The sequence below is a fragment of the Ruminococcus sp. NATIVEDY161 genome (assembly GCF_045819895.1).
Classification (GTDB): domain Bacteria; phylum Bacillota; class Clostridia; order Oscillospirales; family Acutalibacteraceae; genus Ruminococcoides.
Genome location: NZ_CP162392.1, coordinates 2,268,909 through 2,291,487, shown reverse-complemented (window position 1 = coordinate 2,291,487; position 22,579 = coordinate 2,268,909). Strand labels below are relative to the sequence as shown.

At 45.5% G+C, this 22,579-nt stretch carries 16 protein-coding genes; 15 read left to right on the top strand and 1 reads right to left on the bottom strand.

Annotated elements, in window-relative coordinates:
- The first annotated feature begins 22 nt into the window (after positions 1–22).
- The 13 genes from AB1I50_RS10955 to AB1I50_RS10895 all read left to right on the top strand — a co-directional run bounded on the left by AB1I50_RS10955 (position 23) and on the right by AB1I50_RS10895 (position 13,644).
- Positions 23–457 carry a C-GCAxxG-C-C family protein gene (locus AB1I50_RS10955; protein WP_407724036.1) on the top strand — a complete coding sequence of 145 codons (435 nt, stop codon included), beginning with the start codon at positions 23–25 and terminating at the stop codon, positions 455–457.
- Between the two features lie 401 nt (positions 458–858).
- A complete protein-coding gene (locus AB1I50_RS10950) occupies positions 859–1,734 on the top strand; it encodes an AraC family transcriptional regulator (protein WP_407724035.1) in 876 nt (291 codons plus the stop codon).
- Between the two features lie 509 nt (positions 1,735–2,243).
- A complete protein-coding gene (locus AB1I50_RS10945) occupies positions 2,244–2,381 on the top strand; it encodes a hypothetical protein (protein ID WP_407724034.1) in 138 nt (45 codons plus the stop codon).
- 43 nt (positions 2,382–2,424) lie between these two features.
- Positions 2,425–3,039, top strand: coding sequence for a class I SAM-dependent methyltransferase (locus AB1I50_RS10940; protein ID WP_407724033.1), 615 nt, complete (start codon positions 2,425–2,427; stop codon positions 3,037–3,039).
- A gap of 352 nt (positions 3,040–3,391) precedes the next feature.
- Positions 3,392–4,600: a zinc-ribbon domain-containing protein gene (locus AB1I50_RS10935; RefSeq protein ID WP_407724032.1), complete on the top strand. Its 1,209-nt coding sequence runs from the start codon at positions 3,392–3,394 to the stop codon at positions 4,598–4,600.
- 13 nt (positions 4,601–4,613) lie between these two features.
- Positions 4,614–4,793: a hypothetical protein gene (locus tag AB1I50_RS10930; protein ID WP_201428413.1), complete on the top strand. Its 180-nt coding sequence runs from the start codon at positions 4,614–4,616 to the stop codon at positions 4,791–4,793.
- A 530-nt stretch (positions 4,794–5,323) separates the two neighbouring features.
- Positions 5,324–6,148 (top strand): ParA family protein, encoded by an 825-nt coding sequence (locus AB1I50_RS10925; protein ID WP_186833873.1) that lies wholly within the window; start codon positions 5,324–5,326, stop codon positions 6,146–6,148.
- The gene (locus AB1I50_RS10920; RefSeq protein WP_407724031.1) at positions 6,105–7,049 is read left to right on the top strand and encodes a ParB/RepB/Spo0J family partition protein; all 945 of its coding nucleotides are present in this window, start codon (positions 6,105–6,107) and stop codon (positions 7,047–7,049) included. Before AB1I50_RS10925 ends, AB1I50_RS10920 begins: the two co-directional genes overlap by 44 nt.
- A gap of 196 nt (positions 7,050–7,245) precedes the next feature.
- Complete coding sequence (locus tag AB1I50_RS10915) at positions 7,246–11,445, top strand: SpaA isopeptide-forming pilin-related protein (RefSeq protein WP_407724030.1); 4,200 nt, start codon at positions 7,246–7,248, stop codon at positions 11,443–11,445.
- Between the two features lie 143 nt (positions 11,446–11,588).
- A complete protein-coding gene (locus AB1I50_RS10910) occupies positions 11,589–11,912 on the top strand; it encodes a hypothetical protein (protein ID WP_407724029.1) in 324 nt (107 codons plus the stop codon).
- Positions 11,912–12,148: a hypothetical protein gene (locus AB1I50_RS10905; RefSeq protein WP_407724028.1), complete on the top strand. Its 237-nt coding sequence runs from the start codon at positions 11,912–11,914 to the stop codon at positions 12,146–12,148. Before AB1I50_RS10910 ends, AB1I50_RS10905 begins: the two co-directional genes overlap by 1 nt.
- Positions 12,129–12,698, top strand: a complete 570-nt coding sequence (locus AB1I50_RS10900; protein WP_407724027.1) for a hypothetical protein — start codon at positions 12,129–12,131, stop codon at positions 12,696–12,698. The genes AB1I50_RS10905 and AB1I50_RS10900 overlap by 20 nt, the downstream gene beginning before the upstream one ends.
- Positions 12,688–13,644, top strand: a complete 957-nt coding sequence (locus AB1I50_RS10895; RefSeq protein WP_407724026.1) for a hypothetical protein — start codon at positions 12,688–12,690, stop codon at positions 13,642–13,644. Before AB1I50_RS10900 ends, AB1I50_RS10895 begins: the two co-directional genes overlap by 11 nt.
- A gap of 531 nt (positions 13,645–14,175) precedes the next feature.
- On the opposite strand, the gene AB1I50_RS10890 is transcribed toward AB1I50_RS10895, so the two are convergent.
- Positions 14,176–14,412, bottom strand: a complete 237-nt coding sequence (locus tag AB1I50_RS10890; RefSeq protein WP_407724025.1) for a hypothetical protein — start codon at positions 14,410–14,412, stop codon at positions 14,176–14,178.
- Positions 14,413–14,482: 70 nt separating this feature from the next.
- Here AB1I50_RS10890 and AB1I50_RS10885 point away from each other — a divergent pair, with 70 nt between their 5' ends.
- Positions 14,483–14,836 carry a TnpV protein gene (locus AB1I50_RS10885; RefSeq protein WP_186833881.1) on the top strand — a complete coding sequence of 118 codons (354 nt, stop codon included), beginning with the start codon at positions 14,483–14,485 and terminating at the stop codon, positions 14,834–14,836.
- Positions 14,764–22,566 (top strand): helicase-like domain-containing protein, encoded by a 7,803-nt coding sequence (locus AB1I50_RS10880; RefSeq protein ID WP_407724024.1) that lies wholly within the window; start codon positions 14,764–14,766, stop codon positions 22,564–22,566. Before AB1I50_RS10885 ends, AB1I50_RS10880 begins: the two co-directional genes overlap by 73 nt.
- Positions 22,567–22,579: the final 13 nt, after the last annotated feature.

Sequence of the window (22,579 nt, the reverse complement as noted above, 5' to 3'; positions counted from 1 at the left end):
CTATACTAAGGAGAGGATTTAAATGACACACGAAGAAAAAGCGTTATCCTATTTCAAAGATAAATTTCATTGCTCACAGTCTGTTCTTGCCGCATATGCCGACGAGCTCGGATTAACGGAAGAACAAGCGTTGAAAATCGCCGCCTGCTTTAACGCAGGAATGAGAAAAGGCGAGGTGTGCGGAGCTTGTTCGGGAGCGTTGATGGTTCTCGGTATGATGTACGGTCAAGCCGATAAGGACGATCTCGACAGTCGAAACAAAACCAATCAGATGACTAACCGTTTTCTGGATCGCTTTAAGGAACTAAACGGAACATATATCTGCAATGAGATACTCGGCTGTGATATTACCACGCAGGAGGGAGTAGAATACGCTGTAAAGCACGAATTATTCACCACGACCTGCAGAGATATGGTAGCGCTTGCCGTTCAGGTTCTGGAGGAAATCATTGAATGAAAATGATATAATAATCAAAAGAAAAATCGGTATTTGTAGGAGAACCGGAATGGATACAATTAAGAAAATAGGACTAAACTCCAATCAATTATGATAAACCTGGTCATACAAATGTTATCGTGAAAGCTAAGTTCTATATAGTAAGAATGCTTCAGACGAGCCTCGGTAAACAGAATCCCGAATACACCGACTTTAAGTATTGGAATGAGAACGGCTGGATCGGTAAAGCAAGACCGTGGAAACAGGTCAAATCAGAAGTATCGTCTTCGACCGATAACATTTTATGAGGTATGCTCCTGCGTATTGCGGGCAGCATAAACTGACATTAGTCAGCATTCAGAGTCAGGAAGCTGCTGATTATCCCTGTTAGAATAGAGCCCGTAAGACAGGAGGGACTGGATTTGGACTGGATCAAAGGCATACAAAGAGCGCTCGATTATACGGAGGCACATCTGACAGAAGAAATCGACTATGACGCGGTGGCGAAAGAGGCCTATTCGTCTTCGTTTCACTTTCAGAGAGTATTCAGCATCATGTGTGGTTTTACCCTTGGCGACTATATCCGTATGAGACGTCTTTCGCTGGCAGCGGATGAGCTTGTTCACAGCGATGAGAAAGTGATCGATATTGCGCTCAAGTATGGGTATGAAACGCCAGAGAGCTTTACCCGCGCCTTTTCACGATTCCATGGCATTACACCGACTGAAGCCAGAAACGGCGGCACGGTCAAATCCTTTTCCAGACTGTCTGTAAAACTCATTCTGACAGGAGGAACTGAAATGGATTATCGAATTGAGAAACCGGGTGCGATTAAGGTGATCTGCAAAAGAGAAGCTGTTCACAAACCCGAAACCGGCGCAGGAACGCCTGACATTACAGGCTTCTGGACAAAGTGCGGACAGGACGGAACGATGCAGAAGATCTGCGGTTATATCCCTGAAAAGCCGAGACTGGCCGGGCTCCTCGGAATCTGCTTCTCGCTGGAAACGAACGGAGACGTGTTCCCGTATGGAATCGGTGCAGAGTATAATGGAGCACCGGTGGATGGAGATCTTGAGGTTATTGAGCTCCCGGAGTATACCTACGCGGTATTCCCGTTCAAGGGAAAAATGCCAGAAACCTTCATCGAGACATACAGGAAGATCGTCAGTGATTTCTTCCCAAGCAGCGACCGGTACGAATATGCCGCAGGTGTAGAGATCGAGGTATATCCGTCTGATAAAACGGATGATCCTAACTATGCGGGAGAAATCTGGATTGCTGTAAACGAAAAATAAGGTGTTCATGCAGAGAAAGGCCAAGGCTCCCACACTGCCATCACGGGCGGCGGGGAGCCTTGCTTTAAGCCTCGATATCGATTGTGAGACCGGACTTTGTGGTGCTGCTTGATGTAGCGTAAATGCCGTTTGCCCCATATTCCAATCTCAAGGCTGTTCGGGTAATCTCAGGTCGGGCAGAAGATAATCGCCCTGTTGTGTATAGCTAATTTCAAAATTGTGTTTCATTATAGAATCCTCCAAAAATATATTCATACATATATCACAGCACCTTGATTGCCACATTTTGTTATAGCTTATTATCAGTTTTTCTTTCCCTCATCTTTGCCCTTACGAGCCGTCGGGAACGATATAATAAAATGTGAAATCATATGTCCGCATAAGGTAAGCAAACTGCGATAAATCCACTGTTTATCAGGCTTTTGGAGGACTTTACTAACAACCTATGATATGCTATAATATCCATAGATTATTTCAAATTCAAATCGGAATTTAGAGGTGGAAAAATCATGATTGAATACTCTAATCTTAATGAAACGTTTATTACGTTTATTATAAAAAGATTTCCCGAATTAAAAGAGCAAGTTGAAGGGGAAATGAGTCGGTTAGGTGACTTTTTACCTCATGTCATTTTGGGAAATGTATGAAGATTTATCATCAAATGGATTAAAAGAAATGGTGGCGAATAAAATGAGTAAAATCGGTGATTATTTTGCTTCGCAATGTGGGAATCCGCACGGAGTTATCGGAAAGATCATGACATGGTCAATGAATCGTGCAAATAATGTTATGTACAAAGGCATTGTCGATGAACTGAAAATTTCGCCCAAAACGCAGATACTTGACGTAGGATTCGGCAACGGATACCTCGAAAAGCTGATAATTCAGAAATCGAGGTGTTTTATCACCGGAATTGATATATCTGAGGATATGGTCAACAAAGCAGCCGAAACCAACCGCAGATATATTGCTTCGGGGAATATGAAATTTCAGCTCGGTGACTGCTGTGATCTTTCTTTTAAAGACAAAACATTTGATGTGGTCACAACGATGAACACCATATACTTTTGGAACGATACCGCTAAGGGAATGTCTGAGATCAACAGAGTATTAAAGGACAATGGTATCTTCTACAATGCTGTTATATCAAAGGAAAACTTAGACAAGTTCTTCTATACGAAAAACGGGTTCAAGAAATTCACAAAAGACGAATATATAGAGCTTGGCAAAAAGGCAGGCTTTCGGAGAATACGAATCAAGAAATTGGGTAACAATTATGGTTTGCTTATCATTTATATGAAATGAACAGGAGAACGGCTGTATGAAAAAACAGAAACGCCAGACTTGTAGAGTTTGCCACGTTGTATTGTATCAGCTATGGCGACGATGAAACACAAAATCTTGTTCAAGTTACTTTGTTAGAGTATTTGTGGGACGAAAAAACAACTTATAATAGGTTATGGAACTATATTTGTAACTACCTTTACATTCCATAAAAATTATATTATACTGCTAAATTCTGATTTATCGCATTTACTATTATGGTAATCGCAGGCAGCCTTATATGAGGTTGCCTGTTTTTTATGCCCTGAAACGAATCGCAAACTACGATTTTCTCCTGTTTCTTATATAATATAGGTAAAGGAGAGGATACGGTATGAAAAGAATGTTAGCTGATGTTTGCCCTGAACTTATAAATGAATGGTCACAACGCAATTTACCTCTTACGCCGGACAGCGTAACGCACGGCTCTAATAAAATAGTATGGTGGAATGGCAAATGCGGACACGAATGGAGAGCTTCAGTAAAAAACAGAGTAATCGGCGGAAGTGGTTGTCCTTACTGTTCCCACAATGCGATATTAGAGGGCTTCAATGACCTCGCTTCTCAAAAGCCTGAGCTTGCCGCAGAGTGGTCAGGCAGAAACGCCCCTCTACTCCCCACACAAGTTACTGTTTTTGCTAATCGCAAGGCTTGGTGGAAATGCAGAGAGTGCGGCAATGAATGGGAAACACTCATTACTACACGTTCAGACGGAAGTAAATGCCCGTATTGTAGTGGATATATATTACTCAAGGGCTTTAATGATTTTGCAACGCTATATCCGCAGCTTGCCGAGGAATGGTCAGATCGAAACCTACCACTTACTCCTGATACCGTAAATGATAAATCCCGTAAAAATGTATGGTGGAAATGTCGGACTTGTGGCTATGAGTGGAAATCGGTTATACATTCAAGAGCTAAAGGCGCAATGTGTCCCGTTTGCGCTGACAGAGCCGTCTTGACAGGATATAATGACTTGGCTACAACAGATCCACATCTTCTTGATGAATGGGACTTTGATAAGAACACCGACTTTTCACCGGAACACATTTCAAAACACTCAATGTACAGCGTTTGGTGGAAATGTCCTCTCAACCATTCATATAAAGCTGCTATATCAGGCAGAGCAAGCGGAATGGGCTGCAAGGTGTGCGATAAGGAGTACAAGAGCGTGCTTCCCAAATTGGCGATTATGGTATATGCCGGAATGAAAAAAATGTCTGCTAAGTTTGATGATGACAGCATTATCGGTATCCCATTAGAATCATATATATCCGAAGAAAAGCTCGCTATTGAAACTTCTAAGCCTAACGAAAACGAATATAGAATAAAACAGCACCTTTGTAAAAAGCGGAATATCAAGCTCGTGTATGTTCCATACGGACGTACCGATGAAATATCCCTATTGGAAAAGATAAAACAGGCGTTTCGCTCTGTTCATATCTATATAAACTCAGATACAGAAAAAGACGCAGAGATTATTAGACAGCGCTTTTACGATTGGAGATTCAGACAATCTCAATCTGTTATAGCCCAAAAGTGAGGAGGAATTTATAATGAAAAACCCGAAATACCACGTTTACCTAACGAACGAAGAACGCTCAGAGGTTTTGAAATCACTGATTGACCTCAAGAATGATATGATCGCACGAGGAAAATATACGGATGTAATAGATGAGGTTATCACCAAACTTTATAATGCCCGCAAAAAGAATATAAAGGTAATATACAATTAAATATAGCTTAAGAGCCGTCTGTTCCGTAATTGGAGCAGGCGGCTTTTTTGCGTTATATCAACTTTTTTTGAAAAAAATAAAAAAATTTTTAAAAATGGGGTAACAAATCGCCTCTCCCAGTGGGTAATAGTGAGAGGGTTAATTCCGAGCAATCGGAAAAGACCTTTTCACAGACCTTTGAAAACTGAATATCATTTCTTCAAGTACGCTACTTGTGTAAGCAGAAACGCAAAGCTACCTCAGCGGTACGCCACGACCTCCTTTCAGGAGCGAGCGCTAATTCCGTCTGTGAGTATCGGGCTGCTCCCGATATGGCGACGACCTACACAAGCGATAATGATACTTCTCTACGGAGCTGGCGGAGAACCCGGCAGAGGTGAGATTCCTATGAGCCTGATAGCAGTCAGGCGCTTGAAGAACTTCCCATATAGATTTATCTATCCGCTGGGGTGTCGAGGACAAATAAGCGGAAAAGTTACATAGCTGTTTTTGCAGGACAGCTATAAAACTATTTGAAAGGAGGAAAACGAATGCCAAACTGCAAAACTATTGCTATATGCAATCAGAAGGGCGGCGTTGGAAAAACGACTACCACAATGAACTTGGGCATTGGCTTGGCGAATAAAGGTAAACGTGTACTCGTTGTTGACTCTGATCCGCAGGGCGATTTGACGACCTGTTTAGGCTGGCAGCGTGTTGACGAGATACCCGTTACCCTCGCTACGAAAATGCACGAGATTATCAGAGATAACGAAACCAACCCCGAAAGCGGCATACTCCATCATAACGAAGGAGTTGACCTTATTCCGTCCAACACGGATTTGGAGGGCTTGGAGATGTACCTTGTGACGGCTATGAGCCGTGAGAACATCTTAAAGAGTTATCTTAATATGGTTAAGTCAAATTACGACTACATCCTGATTGATTGCAGACCATCACTCGGTATGTTGACCTTGAATGCTTTGACGGCGGCAGACAGCGTGATTATCCCTGTTCAGGCTCAGTATTTGCCTGCAAGGGCTATGACACAGCTTCTTCGGACTGTTTCAAAGGTAAAGGCACATACAAATCCTAATTTGGCGATTGACGGCATTTTGCTGACGCTCGTCGATAACAGGACAAACCTTGCTAAAAGCACTGTGGACGCAATACGGAACAACTTTGGAAGCGTTGTTAAAATCTACAAAGCAAAAATCCCGATAGCGGTCAAAGCCGCCGAGGTAACTTCCAAAGGCAAAAGTATTTACGCCTACGAGCCTAACAGCAAGGTAGCACAGGCATACGCTGATTTCACAAAGGAGGTGTTGTCAGGTGGCAGACAGAAAGAGCGACTTCGCTCTGCCGACGCTCGATGACCTTTTCTCCACACAGGATGAACGGGACGACGCAAGGCTCGAAAAAATCAGGGATATTCCGCTTGACTTGATTGATGACTTTCCCGATCACCCTTTCCACGTCAGAGATGATGAGGATATGGTTCAGCTTGTCGAGAGTATCAAGACAAACGGCGTTTTAACGCCTGCCGTTCTCCGTCAGAAAGAGGACGGACGATATGAGGTTGTCAGCGGACACCGCAGAAAGCGAGCTTGTGAGCTTGCCGGGCTTTCCACCCTCAGAAGTGAGATTAAGGACTTAACCCGTGACGAAGCAGTTGTATATATGGTTGAGAGCAATTTTCAGCGTACAACAATCCTTCCCAGCGAGAAAGCCTTTGCTTACAAAATGAGGTTAGAAGCTATGAAAAGGCAAGGAAAACGAACAGATTTAACTTCGTCGCCAGTGGCGACTAAGTTAGGTGGCGGACGTTCTGATGTAGAACTCAGCGAACAGGTTGGAGAAAGCAAAGACCAAATAAGACGATATATCCGCTTAACTAACCTTGTCCCCGAACTTTTGGAGCTTGTGGACGAGGGCAGAATCAAAATGCGTCCTGCCGTTGAGTTGTCCTATCTTGACGAGGATAGTCAGCGTGACGTTGTAGAGCAGATTGACATTAACGACTGCACACCGTCGCACGACCAGACAATCCGAATGAGGAAAATGTTTGAAAGCGGCAAACTGACGGCGGAAGCTGTTGAAGCGATTATGTCGGAAGAAAAACCCAACCAGCGTGAGCGCATTGTGCTGCGTGGTGACAGAGTACGAAGCCTGATCCCGAAGAATGTTCAGTTGAAGGACACGGAGGACTATGTGTGCAAGGCTCTGGAGCACTACGCCAAGTATCTGCGCCACCGTTCAGAGCGTGACAGCAGGTAGGAAATGCAAAACATATTTTTTTGACTTCCCCCTTCCTCACACTCTAACCCCTAAGACTACCTGTACTATCCGAAAAGAAAGATATAATACTATCTCTTATTATAACTCTATCTCTTAATTATATATCTTTCTCTAATAGGGCAGGCAAGTCAATCAAACACACAATTTCAATTCAAAAAATTATGGAGGTAAACCAATGACAAAAGTATTCAACAAGAGGAACGCCAAGCGTATTACGGCAATTCTTTTAGCCGTTATCGCTGTCGTTTCCTCAATCTTAATCATCCCCGCCAATGCCGCAGGCAAAGAGGTGACCATCACCTTTGACTACTGCTATGACACAGGCGATAACATCATCACATTCGTGAAGTACACAGAACACGGCGGCTACACCGTCGGAACTGTCGGCGAGGAACTCTGCCGAATCTATGCAGACGGCAAGGACGCTTACTGTTTGGAGCCGGGACACTCGCTCTATTCAGGCAACACCCTGACAACAGATGCTTCGGCTGCGTGGAACGCACTCAGCAAAGCTCAGAAGAAAGCTATTAATCTTGCCCTTCTTTTCGGAAAGTCAGGAAACAGCTCCGGTCTTGTCGGAACAGACGGTCAGAAGTGGATCGCAACTCAGTTGGTTGTATGGGAATTCTGCACAGGCTGCCGTGACGCTTCTACGTTCAAGCTCAGCAATTCCAAGTTTATTGACGGTATCACCGCTGGCGACCACAATCCAAATGTAAAGACCAACTACAACAAGATTATTGCCAAGCTCAACAGCTATAACGTGATTCCGAGTTTTTCCTACGATACACAGGCAAAAGCAAAGAGCAACGTTAAGGAGCTGAAATACAGCGACGGTAAGTACAGCCTTACGCTGACTGACAGCAACAAAATCTTGTCCGATTACACCTTCAAGAAAACAGGCGACGTATCTGTTTCTGTTTCGGGCAACAGCATTACACTGACATCGACGAAGGCAATTCCTGATGAGCTTGTATTCAGCGCAACCAAGAATATGCCGAAGGTAACAACTACCCTTGTCGCTTGCGGCAGCTCTACAAAGCAGGACGTTGTAACAGGCGTTCAGTCCGACACAGAAACCAAGACAGCGTATTTCGCTGTTAAGACCTCGGCAGGCTCACTCAAAATCGTCAAGACCTCCGACGACGGAAAAATCGAAGGTATCAAGTTTAAGGTCACGGGCGCTGACAATTACAGCAAGACCGTTACCACCAACGCAAAGGGCGAATTTCAGATTGATGACCTCAAGGTTGGCACATATACCGTAACTGAGGTCACAGAGGAAAGATACGAGGATCAGAAAGCGCAGACCGTTAAGGTAGAAAGCGGCAAGACAGCCACCGTGAAATTCAGCAATATTCTGAAGCGTGGCGAACTTCAGGTCGTAAAGACCTCGGAGGATAATTTCAACGAGGGCGTAAAATTTCACCTTTACGGCACATCACTCTCAGGCGCAAAGGTTGACGAGTATGCTACCACTGACAAGAACGGCGTAGCCAGCTTTAAGAATATCCTTGTAAGCGGCGATAAGCCCTACACCCTTGAAGAAGTGGACACTGCAATTCGTTACGTTGTTCCGGAGTCACAGACTACACCCGTTGTTTGGGACAAGGCGACTAAACGTGAATTTACCAATGTTTTGAAGAAGTTTACCGTAACCGTAGAAAAGACCGACGCTGAAACAAAGAAGGCACAGGGCGACGCTACGCTTGCCGGAGCAAAGTACGGCATCTATGACGGCGATAAGCTGATTGATACCTACACCACCGACAAGGACGGCAAATTCACCACAAAGGAATATGTTTGCGGCGATAATTGGACTATCAGAGAGATTGAGCCTTCCGAGGGTTATCTTCTCAACGAAACAGTTTACAATGTCGGCGCAGAAGCGAAGAACTACACCGTTGAGCACAACCCCATTTCTGTCGGCGTTACCGAACAGATCATCAAGGGCGAGATTGAAATCGTTAAGCACACCGATCAGGGACAGACCAAAATCGAAACACCCGAAGAAGGAGCCACGTTTCAGCTCTTTCTCAAAAGCGCAGGCAGTTTTGACAAAGCAAAGGACAGTGAGCGTGATACCCTTATCTGCGACGAAAAGGGATATGCAAAATCAAAGAAGCTGCCTTATGGCACTTACACCGTCCATCAGACCTACGGCTGGGAAGGCAGACACTATGTTGACGACTTCGATGTATTCGTCTGCGACAACTCTAAGCCGTACAGCTTCATCATTAATAATGATATCTTCGAGTCCTATCTTAAGGTTGTTAAGGTGGATGCTGAATCAGGAAGAACCATCCCCTATGAGGGAGCGGGATTCCAGATTTATGCACCCGATAATACTCTGATAACGATGTCTGTACCGTACCCCTCTAACCTAACAATCGACACATTCTATACCAACAGCGAGGGCTATCTTATCACTCCCGAAATGCTCGTGTACGATAAGGGCTATAAGCTCGTAGAGGTTCAGGCTCCGCACGGCTATGTGCTTGACAGTACACCCATCACCTTTGACATCACAGAAGAAAACTCCACAGAGGAGGGCAGCATTGTTTTGACTAAGGTAAAGAAGCCAAACTACGCTCAGAAAGGCAAGATTACCATTGCCAAAGAGGGCGAAGTGTTCTACGGCGTAAATGTTAGCGGCGGTACTGATGATGAGGGTAACGAAATCCCGACCATTTACCAGCCTGTATATGAAACTGCCGGACTGAAAGGCGCTACCTATGAAATCCGTGCCGCAGAAGATATTATCACTCCCGATGGCACAGTCCGCAATCATAAGGGCGACCTTGTAGATACCGTTACAACAGGTAATGATGGCTTTGCAAAAAGCAAGGCACTCTATCTTGGCAAGTACGATATCAAAGAAATCCACGCTCCATACGGAATGGTACTCAGTGATGAAGTCCATAACGTAGAGCTTGCCTACGCCGATCAGACCGTAGAGATTACTGAAACCTCTACATCGTTCTACAATGAAAGGCAGAAAGTCAATGTAAACCTCGAAAAATGGCTTGAAACCAATGAGCCGTTTGACATCGGCACTAACGAGGAAATCAAGAACATTTCCTTTGGCTTATTCGCCACCGAGGAAATTGTATCTGCAAGCGGAACCACCATTCCCGCAGACGGCTTGATTGAGATCATCACGCTGGATGAAACCGGTAACGGCTTTGTCGGCACCGACCTTCCCTTTGGCAGTTACTACGTCAAGGAGCTTACAACTGACGAGCATTATATCTTGACCGACACCAAATTCCCCGTTGTATTTGAATACGAGGGTGAAAACACAAAGACCGTTGACCTCACCGTGAATGACGGTGAGCCTATTACCAATGAGCTGATTTACGGTACTGTTTCCGGCATAAAGATTGACGAGAACGGCGAAGCGCTTGGCGGCGCAGTTATCGGACTGTTTAAGAGCACAGACGCAGAGTTTACTGCGGAAAACGCAACCTTGACAACAGAATCAGCCGAGGACGGCAGCTTTACCTTTGGCGAGGATACTATCCCTTACGGCACTTGGTATATCAGAGAAATCGAACAGCCGACAGGCTTTGTACTAAATGATACCGTCTATCCCGTTACAATCGGCAAGGACGGCGATGTTGTTGAAATCGAGATTGTCAACGAGCATATTCGTGGCAATGTAAAGACTACGAAGGTTGACGCTGATTATCCCGACAATAAGCTGACAGGCGCAGTATTTGAAATCTATTCCGATACCAACGCTGACGGCAAGCTCGACAAGGACGACAAACTGCTCGGCGAAATCAAGGAAACCGACACGGGCATTTATGAGATGGACGACCTTGTTTACGGTCACTATCTTGTAAAAGAGAAGAAGGCTCCCGACGGCTTTGTCCTCGATGAAAACACCTATCCCGTCTTTATTGAAACTGACGGTAAGACCTACGATGTTGAGAACGACGCAGGCAAGGGCTTCCTGAATGAAGCTATGAAAGGCTCGCTCAAAATCATAAAGACTTCTTCCGATAATAAGGTTGAAGGCATCTCCTTCCGTGTAACAGGCGAGAATGGCTATGACAAGACCTTTAAGACCGATAAGAACGGCGAAATTCTCATTGATGGCTTACGCATTGGCAAGTATGTCGTATCTGAGGTGAACGATGACGCTTCCGCAGGATATATTCTTCCCGATGATGAGGTTGTCGAGATTGAGTATGGCAAGACCGCCAGCGTTAAAATGCACAACGAAAAAATCCACGTTCCGCAGACAGGCGATGACAGTGCTCCGGGCAGCCTATGGCTGATGATCGGTGGTATTTCGGCAGCCGGTATTGCGGCTTGCGTGACAGCTCTTGTAAGAAAGAGAAAGAAGCATAACAAGGAGGCAGCATAATGAAAGTGATTATTGCTATCGTTTTACTTGTTTTCATTATCGGTGGTTTTATCTTTCTTCAGATCAAAAACCGCAATAACAAGAAGTGATTATCAACACGACGGACGGCTCACAAGGCCGTCCGTCAGTTTTAGGAGGTACGAATGTATAAGTTACAAACTGTTGAGAATATGGTGTTAAACGTACTGATCTCAACTCCCGACGCTCGTGACGACGATATGAGATTATATTATTACGTTTGCCGTGATTGCATAAGTGAAACTCACGGTAACGCACACTTTTCATTTGAAGAAGTTATGACCAACTACAAAGAGCTGGGCTGTCCCGGTTTTGAGAGCGTTCGACGGACAAGACAAAAGATTCAGGCGATTTTGCCGGAGCTTGGCTGCTCGCCTGCTGCCCGCCGAAGAAGAAGTAAAGGCGTTGTCGCTTACACGAACTACGCTTTAGACAGGGAGGGCAATTAATGGCAGATAAAACCGTGATTACTCCCCAGCAACGATTTAAGGTGCTGACAAAACTTTTTGAAGCAGGCTTTAAGTCTGAAAAGGACTTGCAGAGTATCAACTTTCAGAATGTTTTTCGCATCGAAGGATTAACCGTGCAGGATATGAGTATCATATCCGAATTACAACAATACACAAAGAGCAACAAGCTCTATTCTTATCTTGGAGGTATGTTTGATGAACAACACAACGAATAACAAAAGAACCATTATCTGGACAAGTATCAATCCCGGCGCGCCGTGTTTTAAGGCAATGCTTAAAAAGGAAATGCCCGACATCGGCGAGGACGATATAAACGCCATTATTTATGGTTTCAATTACCACTATTTTAATGAATTGGTCAGTCATCTCAGCAAGGTAAGCATTGGTCAGCCGATTATTGCCTTAGCTTTGTTTGAGGGCTACGATGACGACGAGGACGACGGCTTTGGCATTCAGACAATCGACTCCGGCAATCTTAGCGAATGCTTTGATACAGACTACGACATTGCAGAATGGTACGTCGACAAAAGCGGCGATTTTCTGTCTTACCATATTGACCGTGATGGCGTTACTTATTGCAAGTATCTTGCTATCAAGAAGGACGCTCCGTTAAGCAAGGTGCAGCGCCTGTTCACCGAGATCGACAATGATGATTTTGATTTCAGTATTATCGGCGATGTAACCGAAAGCATCGGCGAAAAGGTGCTTGACGCTCTTGGTATTATGCACTTCTGTGATAAGGAAGGTGCATTTTGTGGAAAGTAATGCCGCACCGCTGAAAGGTAAGGAATGGCTGTACACCTATCGTAACAGTCAGCAAATCTCCTCTCAGACAGGCTTGATCGGTTATCTCCGTGCGGATATGGGTACGCTTGGAACGGAATTTTTCTCAACGTGGAACGGCTTTCGTGATGATTTGAATACGGACGATTTCAAGAAGGATATTGATACCGTCATCAACTCTTTCAGAGAGAAAGGCGGTTTTCTATCCAACCGTGATGAGCTTGAAACTTTCTGTATGAACAGCGACAATGTGTTTTCGTATAACACAGGCGTTGACTATGGCGTAAGGGTAAACACGAAGGACTACGCCTTCCTTATGCGTCTTAATCCGTATAAGGGCAACTACAATCTTTATTGCTACTGCTATAAAAAGGATTGGCTCGACAGTCATCTTGAAAAAGCAGAGCGTGGTATCCGCTTCATTGATTCTCATTACAACGAGAAATTCAGAATCGAGGACGGCGACGAAATCATCATCAATTCAACCGAGGAGAAAGATACCGTGCGTGACGCTCCCGCAAGATACGTTTGCCGATATATCGACGATTATCATTTTGAATACGGTATCAATTTACGCCATATCTGCGAATTTGCGGAGATTTGCGAAAGAACTGGCAATATCGTTATTCCTCTCCGTGCGTCCCTGCCCAATCAATGCTATGTTTTCGTACAATCCGAAAACAAGATTGGTATTATCAATAAGGGCGAAATGGGATATACCGATTCAAAATCAGGTAACGGCAGACCAAGTGAAAATCGCAGACTTGTTGACGAGATGAATCGTAATATCGGCGTATCGCCTGCTCAGTATGAAGCAATGAAGGCAGGCTCTATGTTCGGCTGGCATACTCCGGCAGCCGATCCGAAGAACTATACAGAGAAAGGGACACCTATCAAACCAAAGAACAGAAGCCACGACGCAAGATAAGGAGGTGCTTTTCCTATGGCGAGAAAGTTTGACCTTATCTCAAAACTGTATTTAGACACCTCAAAAGAGGTGTTGTCGCCTGATAAATGGGCGGCATTTTTACGCACAGCCTGTTACAATTACAGACTGCGATTTGACGAACAGCTCCTTATTTATGCTCAAAAGCCGGAAGCGACCGCCGTTCTCCAGATAGAGCGGTGGAACAGGACTTTCGGACGCTGGGTAAACCGAGGAGCAAAAGGCATTGCCGTCTTTGAAAGACACGACGGCGTTTCACAGAAATTAGTACACTACTTCGATATATCCGATACACACGCAGGCGAATACGCAAGAGCTGTCCCTATTTGGACTATGCAGCCCAAATATACAGAAGAAGTAATCACGACGCTTGAAAACACTTTCGGTGATCTCGAAGATAAGGGTAGCCTTGCGAAAGCGATAATGTCGGCGGCAAACAACGCCGTTGAGGATAACGCTCCTGATTATATCAGGGACTTGCTTCTCAGCACAAACGACACCTTCCTTGAAGATTTAGGCGAGGACAGCGTAACGGCTATGTATAAGGAACTTTTGACGAACAGCGTCGCCTATATGATGATGACAAGGCTTGGCGTCAATACCGAAATGTATTTTGACGATGATGATTTCCGTAACGTCGTCAATTTCAATTCTGATGACACCCTTAACGCCCTCGGTGTAGCTACCGGAGCGATCGCCGAGATGGGCTTGTCGGAGATTTCTAAGACTGTTTTGGCACTGAACCGTCAAAATCGCACATTTGCGGAAAACAGGCAACCCGAATATACTAATGACAGAAACAATGAAAGGAGTTTTGAAGATGGCAGAACTGACTTACACAATGCAGGGCGATTATCTGCTTCCCAACCTGACGCTTCCCGAACAGCCGAAGGTGGAGCTGGGACAGTACGCTCAGATGAGGAGAAAATATCTGTACCGTCAGCGCAGAATCCTCTATACCAATCTGCTGACGAAGGGCAAGCTGACCGAACACTTGGCGGAAACCGAACAGAGGGCGCTGGAGATGGAGGAACGCCTGCTCAAACAGATGGCAGCTCAGGAAGGCGTGACAGAGAAACTGAAAGCGGCAGATCCGTTGAAGTGGACACGCCTGATGAACAACCTCAGACACTCGGTGCAGGAGATCGTGCAGGCGGAAGTGATTTACGCTTAAATCCCGATGAACAGGCTCAGTCAAATGAGCCTGTTTCTTCTATCACCGACGATGACCGTTTTGTTAGAGGTGATACCAATTTTAACATCTTTGACGAAGAAGGCGAACGCAGGAAGCACCCGTTTTTCGGCGTCGATGAAGTTGTCAACGAAATCCTCGCTACTACACCCCACCTCAAGGCAAGCCTTGAAGAAATCAGAGGATATTTTGAAAGCTATTCAGATATTCAAAAGCGTACAGAGTATATCCGCAGCATATTCAACGATGATTTTACGGAGATTATCCTTGCTGATGATACCCGTGTAGGTTATAAAACCTACGAGAACGGTTTGCTCATTTGGAAAGGACGCTATCCCAGCCGTGAAGGACAGAGCTTTCATCGTTGGGACGCTGTTGCCGGACACTTTGAAGCTATGCGAATGCTCGATATGCTGCACAGCTCTATAAAACCCTTACCGTCACAGGACGGACAGCTACAACTCATTACAGAATCGGCAGGACGTAACAATCCTGCCTTTTCTTTTTCTCAGGAGCTTATCGACGCAGCGCTTACAAGAGGAAGCGGTGTATCCGAAGGTAAGCTGCGGATTTATGAGCAGTTTCAAAAGTCACTGTCAAAAGCTGAAAACATTTCATTTTTGAAAAGCGAATACGGCTGGGGCGGCTCGTCCAACGCAGTACCATACTCAGGCGTTGCAGAAATGCACGACGGTAAAGGTATCGAATTGAGTATCGGTTATGGTGAGAACGCTCCCAAACAAAAGCTCACCTGGAATTACGTTGAAAAACGTATAGGCGAGCTTATCAAACTTGACCGCTATCTTAATCCGAAAGAAAAGGAGTATTATCCGAAATGGCTTGAACGGCAAGAAGAACTACGGGCAGAGAGAGCCGCAGAACGTGAAATCCGTGAAGCGATGTACACGCCGCCGACAGAAAAGACTGCGCCTGCACCCACTGAATATGAGTACAGATATACTCTCGGTGCGTCGGTTTATATCGGCGCAAGCGAGTATGAGCTTATATCCCTTGACGACGACCGTGTAATGCTCTTTGATAAGAGTTTCCCGTTATTTAACAAGGAAATGCCGAGGGCTGAATTTGACGCAAAGGTCAAGGAAAACCCGATGAACGACCATTTGAAGGTCGCCATTCACCCCGAAAAAGAACAGGAAAGCACTGAGCGTGACTATTCAAAATACAATCCGCTTATGCAGGAGTATTTCAAATTGAAGGATGAAAACCCCGATTCCATCATTCTGTATAGAATTGGCGAGTTTTTGGAAGCTATGGGCGACGACGCAGAGATTGTATCTCAGGCGTTGGGGCTGCAATTAACAAGGCGCAGGATTTCTTCCGAAGAAGATATTAAGATGTGCGGATTTCCGGCAAGCAGGCTTGAAACCAATCTGAATATGCTCCTTGACAGAGGACATAAGGTCGGTATCTCGAATATTGACGAGAATCATAGCCGTAAGTTTTATCTTATGGAATCCGACAGAGCACACGAGCCAATTCAGTCCCAGCCTGTTGGCAGAATTGACTACCTCAATGCTTCCGGCGAGGTTGAGAACTCTATTGAGTACACCAATCCCACAATGCTTGAAAGGGACATCAAAGAGGAAAGCACCTTTGATGTGAAAATGGCGGTCTATTTATACAGGGATGCTGACGGTAATACAATGCCCCACGATTTTATCGACAGGCTGCCTAACCCGTTACAGCGTTTTGAAATCATCGACCAACCACTGCCGCAATCCGAGTATGATATTCTGATGAATCGGGCGTCAGAGCTTATACGAGGATATATTGAAAAAGAGTTTGGCGTAGAGGATGTTCCTGATTTACCTGATGATTTATCCTCTATTAACGTCGGTTACACAACAACAGAGGACGAGCAGCACGAAATCACAGCCAATGTAAATCTTGTCGATTATCGCATTGAAACTTGGGTTGATGACACCTTAGTCCGTACCGAGCAGTATGATTCCTTGCAGGATATTGTTGAGAACGGTTTGGACGGTATGGAGTTTTCCGACCTCATATATGTGTCCGATGAGGAACTTGCTCCGTTCTATGAACCCGATGACGATGTAGCCGAGGTAGTGCATACTCCGTATAGCAGTCCTCCCGGATCTTTTATTGACCACTATTATGTTGTCGATGATCTGAGAGCAGCACCGCTTAAGGTTACAGAGTATCAAAACCGAGATGAAGCGCTGTCGGCTTACTTTGAATTGCCTGCCGACAAATTGAAAGCCTTTGGTTTGATGAACACCAAAGAACTTCCCGGCAGTCTGGACTTTATTCAATGTATCGACGGTAAGGATACTTTCATTGAGGATTATATCAAGACAGATGATCCCTCTTGGCAAAATCCCGAGGTTGATGAGCTTGTCGAATATCTGAAACAACAGCTTGACGAGCATTCGTCTGTTCAGCAAGTAAACGATGTTCTTGATGATATAGATCCTGTCGTTATCCGTCAGCAGCTTGCGGACGCAGGGATAGTCAACGGTCAGCTTGTCGATGAAGATAAGCTGAACAATGATCCGTTTATTCAACAGGTATATGTAGACGCTAATGACGCTGCACGGGAACAGGAACAATCCGGGAATGAGCCGCAGCTTCGTTCTATCACTTTCGACTTGACTGCTCCTGAACAAGACGGAGCAAATCAGGATTTGATTGGCAAGCGAATACGGCTTGACGACCGTGAATTTGAAGTAATCAAAGTCAATATGTACGGAGATGTCAGCCTGCAAGACCTTACCTTTCAAAGTGATACAGGCTTCCCGATCGTAAGGGTTGAAAAAGTTGGTTTTGTTCGCCGTGCCATTGAAGAACAACAGGCACAGCAGGAAGAAATCACACCCGCTTGGGAGCGTCAGCCGAGAGCAAAGGCACAGACCTTTGACCTTCACCCTGACATTCCTATGGCAGACCGACACACCTTTGACCTAAAAGGTTTTGAGCTTGAGGAAGTTGGCAAAAAGGCACGTTTTCGCAGAAATGTTGAAGCAATCCGTGTCTTAAAAGAGTGTGAGTTTGATAACAGATTTGCCACACCCGAAGAACAACAAATCCTCGCTCAGTACGTCGGCTGGGGCGGTATTCCCGAAGCGTTTGACGAGAACAATTCAGCTTGGTCGGACGAGTTTACCGAGCTGTACGGCTTACTATCTCCCGAAGAATATAACTCCGCAAGAGAAAGCACGTTGACGGCTTTTTACACGCCGCCTGTTGTGATCGCCGCTATCTACAAGACGATGGCACAGATGGGCTTTAAGGAAGGCAATATCTTGGAGCCTTCCTGCGGTATCGGTAACTTTATCGGTATGCTGCCGCAGAGTATGGAGAACAGCCGTGTTTACGGCGTTGAGATTGATAAGATCTCCGCAGGTATCGCACAGCAGCTCTATCAGCGTTCCTCTATTGCGGCACAACCATTTGAGGAAGCAGAGATACCCGACAGCTTCTTTGACGGCGTTGTCGGTAATGTTCCGTTCGGCGATTTCAGCGTAGCCGACAAGCGTTACGATAAAAACCATTTTCTTATTCACGACTACTTCTTTGCAAAATCCCTCGACAAGCTCCGTCCGGGCGGCGTTATGGCGTTGGTAACTTCTAAAGGCACGATGGACAAAGAAAGTCCTGCTGTGCGTAAATACATTGCACAGCGAGCCGAGCTGCTCGGAGCAATCCGCTTACCGAATAACACCTTTAAGGGTAACGCAGGCACAGAGGTAGTATCGGATATTCTTATCCTTCAAAAGCGTGACCGTATCGTAGATATTGAACCTGATTGGGTACACCTTGATACCGATGAAAACGGTATCCGAATGAACAGCTATTTTGTTCAGCACCCCGAAATGATTCTCGGTGATATGCAAATGGTATCCGGGCGTTTCGGTCAGGAATCCACCTGCGTACCGTATGAAAACGCAGACCTTGAAAGCCTGCTCGATGAAGCCGTAGCCAATATTCACGGCGAGATTGACGAATATGAGCAGGACGAGGAGCTGGAGGAAGAAGACAATTCTATTCCCGCTGATCCGACTGTCAGGAACTTCTCATACACGCTGCTTGACGACGTAATCTACTTTAGAGAGAACAGCCGAATGTCGCCCGTCGATATGTCGGCGACGGCTGAAAACAGAATAAAGGGCTTAATTCAAATCCGCAATTCCGTCCGTCATCTGTTGGAATTACAGACGGAAGATTATCCCGACAGCGAGATAAAAGCGGAAATGGAACGCCTGAATACGCTGTATGACAGCTTCACAAAACAGTACGGACTGATCAGCAGCCGTGCCAATAATATGGCGTTCTCACGGGACAGCTCCTATTCGCTCCTGTCCTCATTAGAGGTACTTGATGATGAGGGCAACCTTGAACGCAAGGCGGATATTTTCTATAAGCGTACCGTCAGAGCATACAAACCCGTGACCTCGGTAGATACAGCTTCCGAAGCGCTCGCCGTTTCTATGGGAGAAAAAGCAGAGGTCGATATGGACTATATGCGTGAGCTGACAGGCAAATCCGAACAGGAGATTTACAACGAACTCAAAGGCGTAATCTATCTGAACCCGTTGCACGAGGGCAATCCGCATTATGAGGACAAATACCTGATAGCGGACGAGTATCTTTCCGGTAATGTCCGGGAAAAACTTGAAATTGCACGAGCTGCGGCGGCTAATAAGCCTGAATATTCTATCAATGTTCAGGCTCTTGAAAAGGTGCAGCCTGAGCCTTTGACGGCTTCCGAAATATCCGTCAGGCTCGGCGCTACTTGGATACCGCCTGAGATAGTGCAGCAGTTTATCTATGAGTTTCTTGATACGCCCCGTTACGCACAGTGGGATATAAAGCTCCATTATTCTCCCTATACCAGCGAGTGGAACATCGAGAAAAAGAGCTATGATCCTACGAATATCAAGGCGTACCGTACTTACGGTACAGACCGCATTAACGCCTACAAAATCATTGAAGAAACCCTCAATCTCCGTGACGTTCGTATCTTTGATTATGTAGAGGACGAGTTTGGTAAACGCAAACCTGTCCTGAATAAAAAGGAAACGACTATCGCTTTACAGAAGCAGGAGCTTATCAAAGAAGGCTTCAAGGAATGGATATGGCAAGATCCGCAGCGCCGTGAGCGGCTTTGTAAACTCTACAACGAAAAATTCAACAGTACCCGTCCCCGTGAGTACGACGGAAGTCACATTACCTTTAGCGGTATGAATCCCGAAATCGAACTCCGAGAACATCAAAAGAACGCCGTCGCCCACATTTTATACGGCGGCAATACGCTACTTGCACACGCAGTTGGGGCAGGAAAGACGTTTGAGATGACGGCGGCTGCTATGGAAAGCAAAAGGCTTGGATTATGCTCCAAGTCTTTATTTGTAGTACCGAATCACCTCACTGAACAATGGGCTGCGGAGTTTTTACAGCTCTACCCGGCGGCGAATATTCTGGTGGCGACAAAGAAAGATTTTGAAACCGCAAACCGTAAACGTTTCTGCGGCAGAATAGCCACGGGCGATTACGACGCTATCATAATCGGACACTCTCAGTTTGAGAAAATCCCGATGAGCATAGAGCGACAGCGAGCCTTAATCGAACAGCAGATTGATGACATTACCGATGGTATAGCGGAACTCAAAGCTAATAAAGGAGAAAACTTCTCCATCAAGCAGCTTGAAAAGAGCCGTAAATCACTGCAAACGAAGTTGAAAAAACTCAACGACCAAAGCCGTAAAGATGATGTTGTCACCTTTGAGGAACTTGGTGTAGACAGGCTCTTTATTGACGAGAGCCATTTCTATAAAAACCTTTTCCTCGCAACGAAAATGCGTAACGTCGGCGGCATCGCTCAAACAGAAGCGCAGAAAAGCTCAGATCTGTTTATGAAATGCAGATACCTTGATGAGCTGACAGGCGGTCGAGGAACCGTATTCGCTACGGGAACGCCGATAAGCAATTCTATGGTCGAGCTGTACACCATACAGCGCTATTTACAGTACAATACACTGTTAGAAAACGGCTTGCAGCACTTCGACGCTTGGGCTTCCACTTTCGGTGAAACCGTTACCGCTTATGAGTTGAAGCCCGAAGGCACGGGATACAGAACGAAAACCCGCTTTGCAAAGTTTTACAATCTTCCCGAACTTATGGCAATGTTCAAACAGGTGGCTGATATACGGACGGCAGACACTTTAAATCTGCCGACGCCTACTCCCCACTATCATAATGTTGCCGTGAAGCCGTCTGATTATCAGAAGGAAATGGTAGAGAGTTTTGCGGAGCGAGCCGATAAAGTCAGAGGTGGTAGCGTCGATCCGAGCGTAGATAATATGCTCAAGATCACGAATGATGGGCGAAAACTCGCTCTTGACCAGCGTATGATTAGTCCTATGCTCCCTGACTTTGAGGGAAGTAAAATCAATGCTTGCGTCAATAACATCTATCAGATATGGGAAGAAAACGCAGACAAGAAATCAGCGCAACTTGTGTTCTGTGACCTCTCTACGCCAAAGTCGGAAGATGAATTTTCCGTCTATACGGACATTCGCAAAAAGCTGATTGAGCGAGGTGTGCCGGAGAGCGAAATCTGCTTCATTCACGAAGCTAAAACCGAGGTGCAGAAGCAAGAGCTTTTCAAAAAAGTCCGTAAGGGCGAAGTCAGAGTTTTACTTGGTTCAACTCAAAAAATGGGTGCCGGAACCAATGTTCAGGATAAGCTCATAGCCTTGCACGATATTGATTGTCCGTGGCGACCGAGCGATCTTGAACAGCGTTCGGGACGTATTATCCGACAGGGTAACGAGAACACCGATGTTCACATTTACCGTTATGTTACGGAGCAGACTTTTGACGCATATATGTATCAGCTTGTCGAGGGCAAGCAAAAGTTTTCGGCGCAGATTATGACCTCAAAATCTCCTGTGCGTTCCGCTGAGGATATTGATGACACCGCACTTTCTTACGCCGAGATTAAGATGTTGGCGACAGGCAATCCGTACATCAAAGAGAAGATGGATTTGGATATTCAGGTAAACAAGCTGAAAATGCTTAAATCCTATTACCTCTCTCAGAAGTACGATCTTGAGGACAAGATAATCAAATTCTATCCGAAAGAAATCGCCTTGCAGACTGAAAAGATCAAGGGATTGAAAGCTGATTTGGAAACTCAGAAAGCTCACCCGAAAGAGGTCGATGATAAGTTTGTCGGTATGACGATCAATGGCGTTGAGTACGCTGATAAAGCCGAAGCAGGTAAAGCAATCATTGAGTTTTGCAAGGCGAAAATGAGTGCAGACAATGAACTGATGGGCTGCTACCGTGGCTTCAAAATGGACGTTTGTTTTGACAGCTTTGAGCGGGCTTATGTTGTAACGCTCAAAGGAGCAGCGTCACATCACGTTTCACTCGGCATTGATAATATCGGTAATATTACCCGACTGGATAACGCCATTGACGGTATCGAAAAACGCATTGTCAAAGCGGAGGAACAGCTTGAAAATCTGAAAACTCAGCTTGAAACCGCAAAGACAGAGGTTGAAAAACCGTTCGCCCAAGAGGACGAACTCAGACAGAAGATGGCTCGATTGACCGAGCTGAACGCCCTTCTCGATATGAACAAGGGCGATGTTCCTGTTGTCGGCGGCGAGCCTGACGAGGGCGATAACTCACCTGAAAAAAACAGGGACAACCGAAACAGATAAGGAGGATTTTACT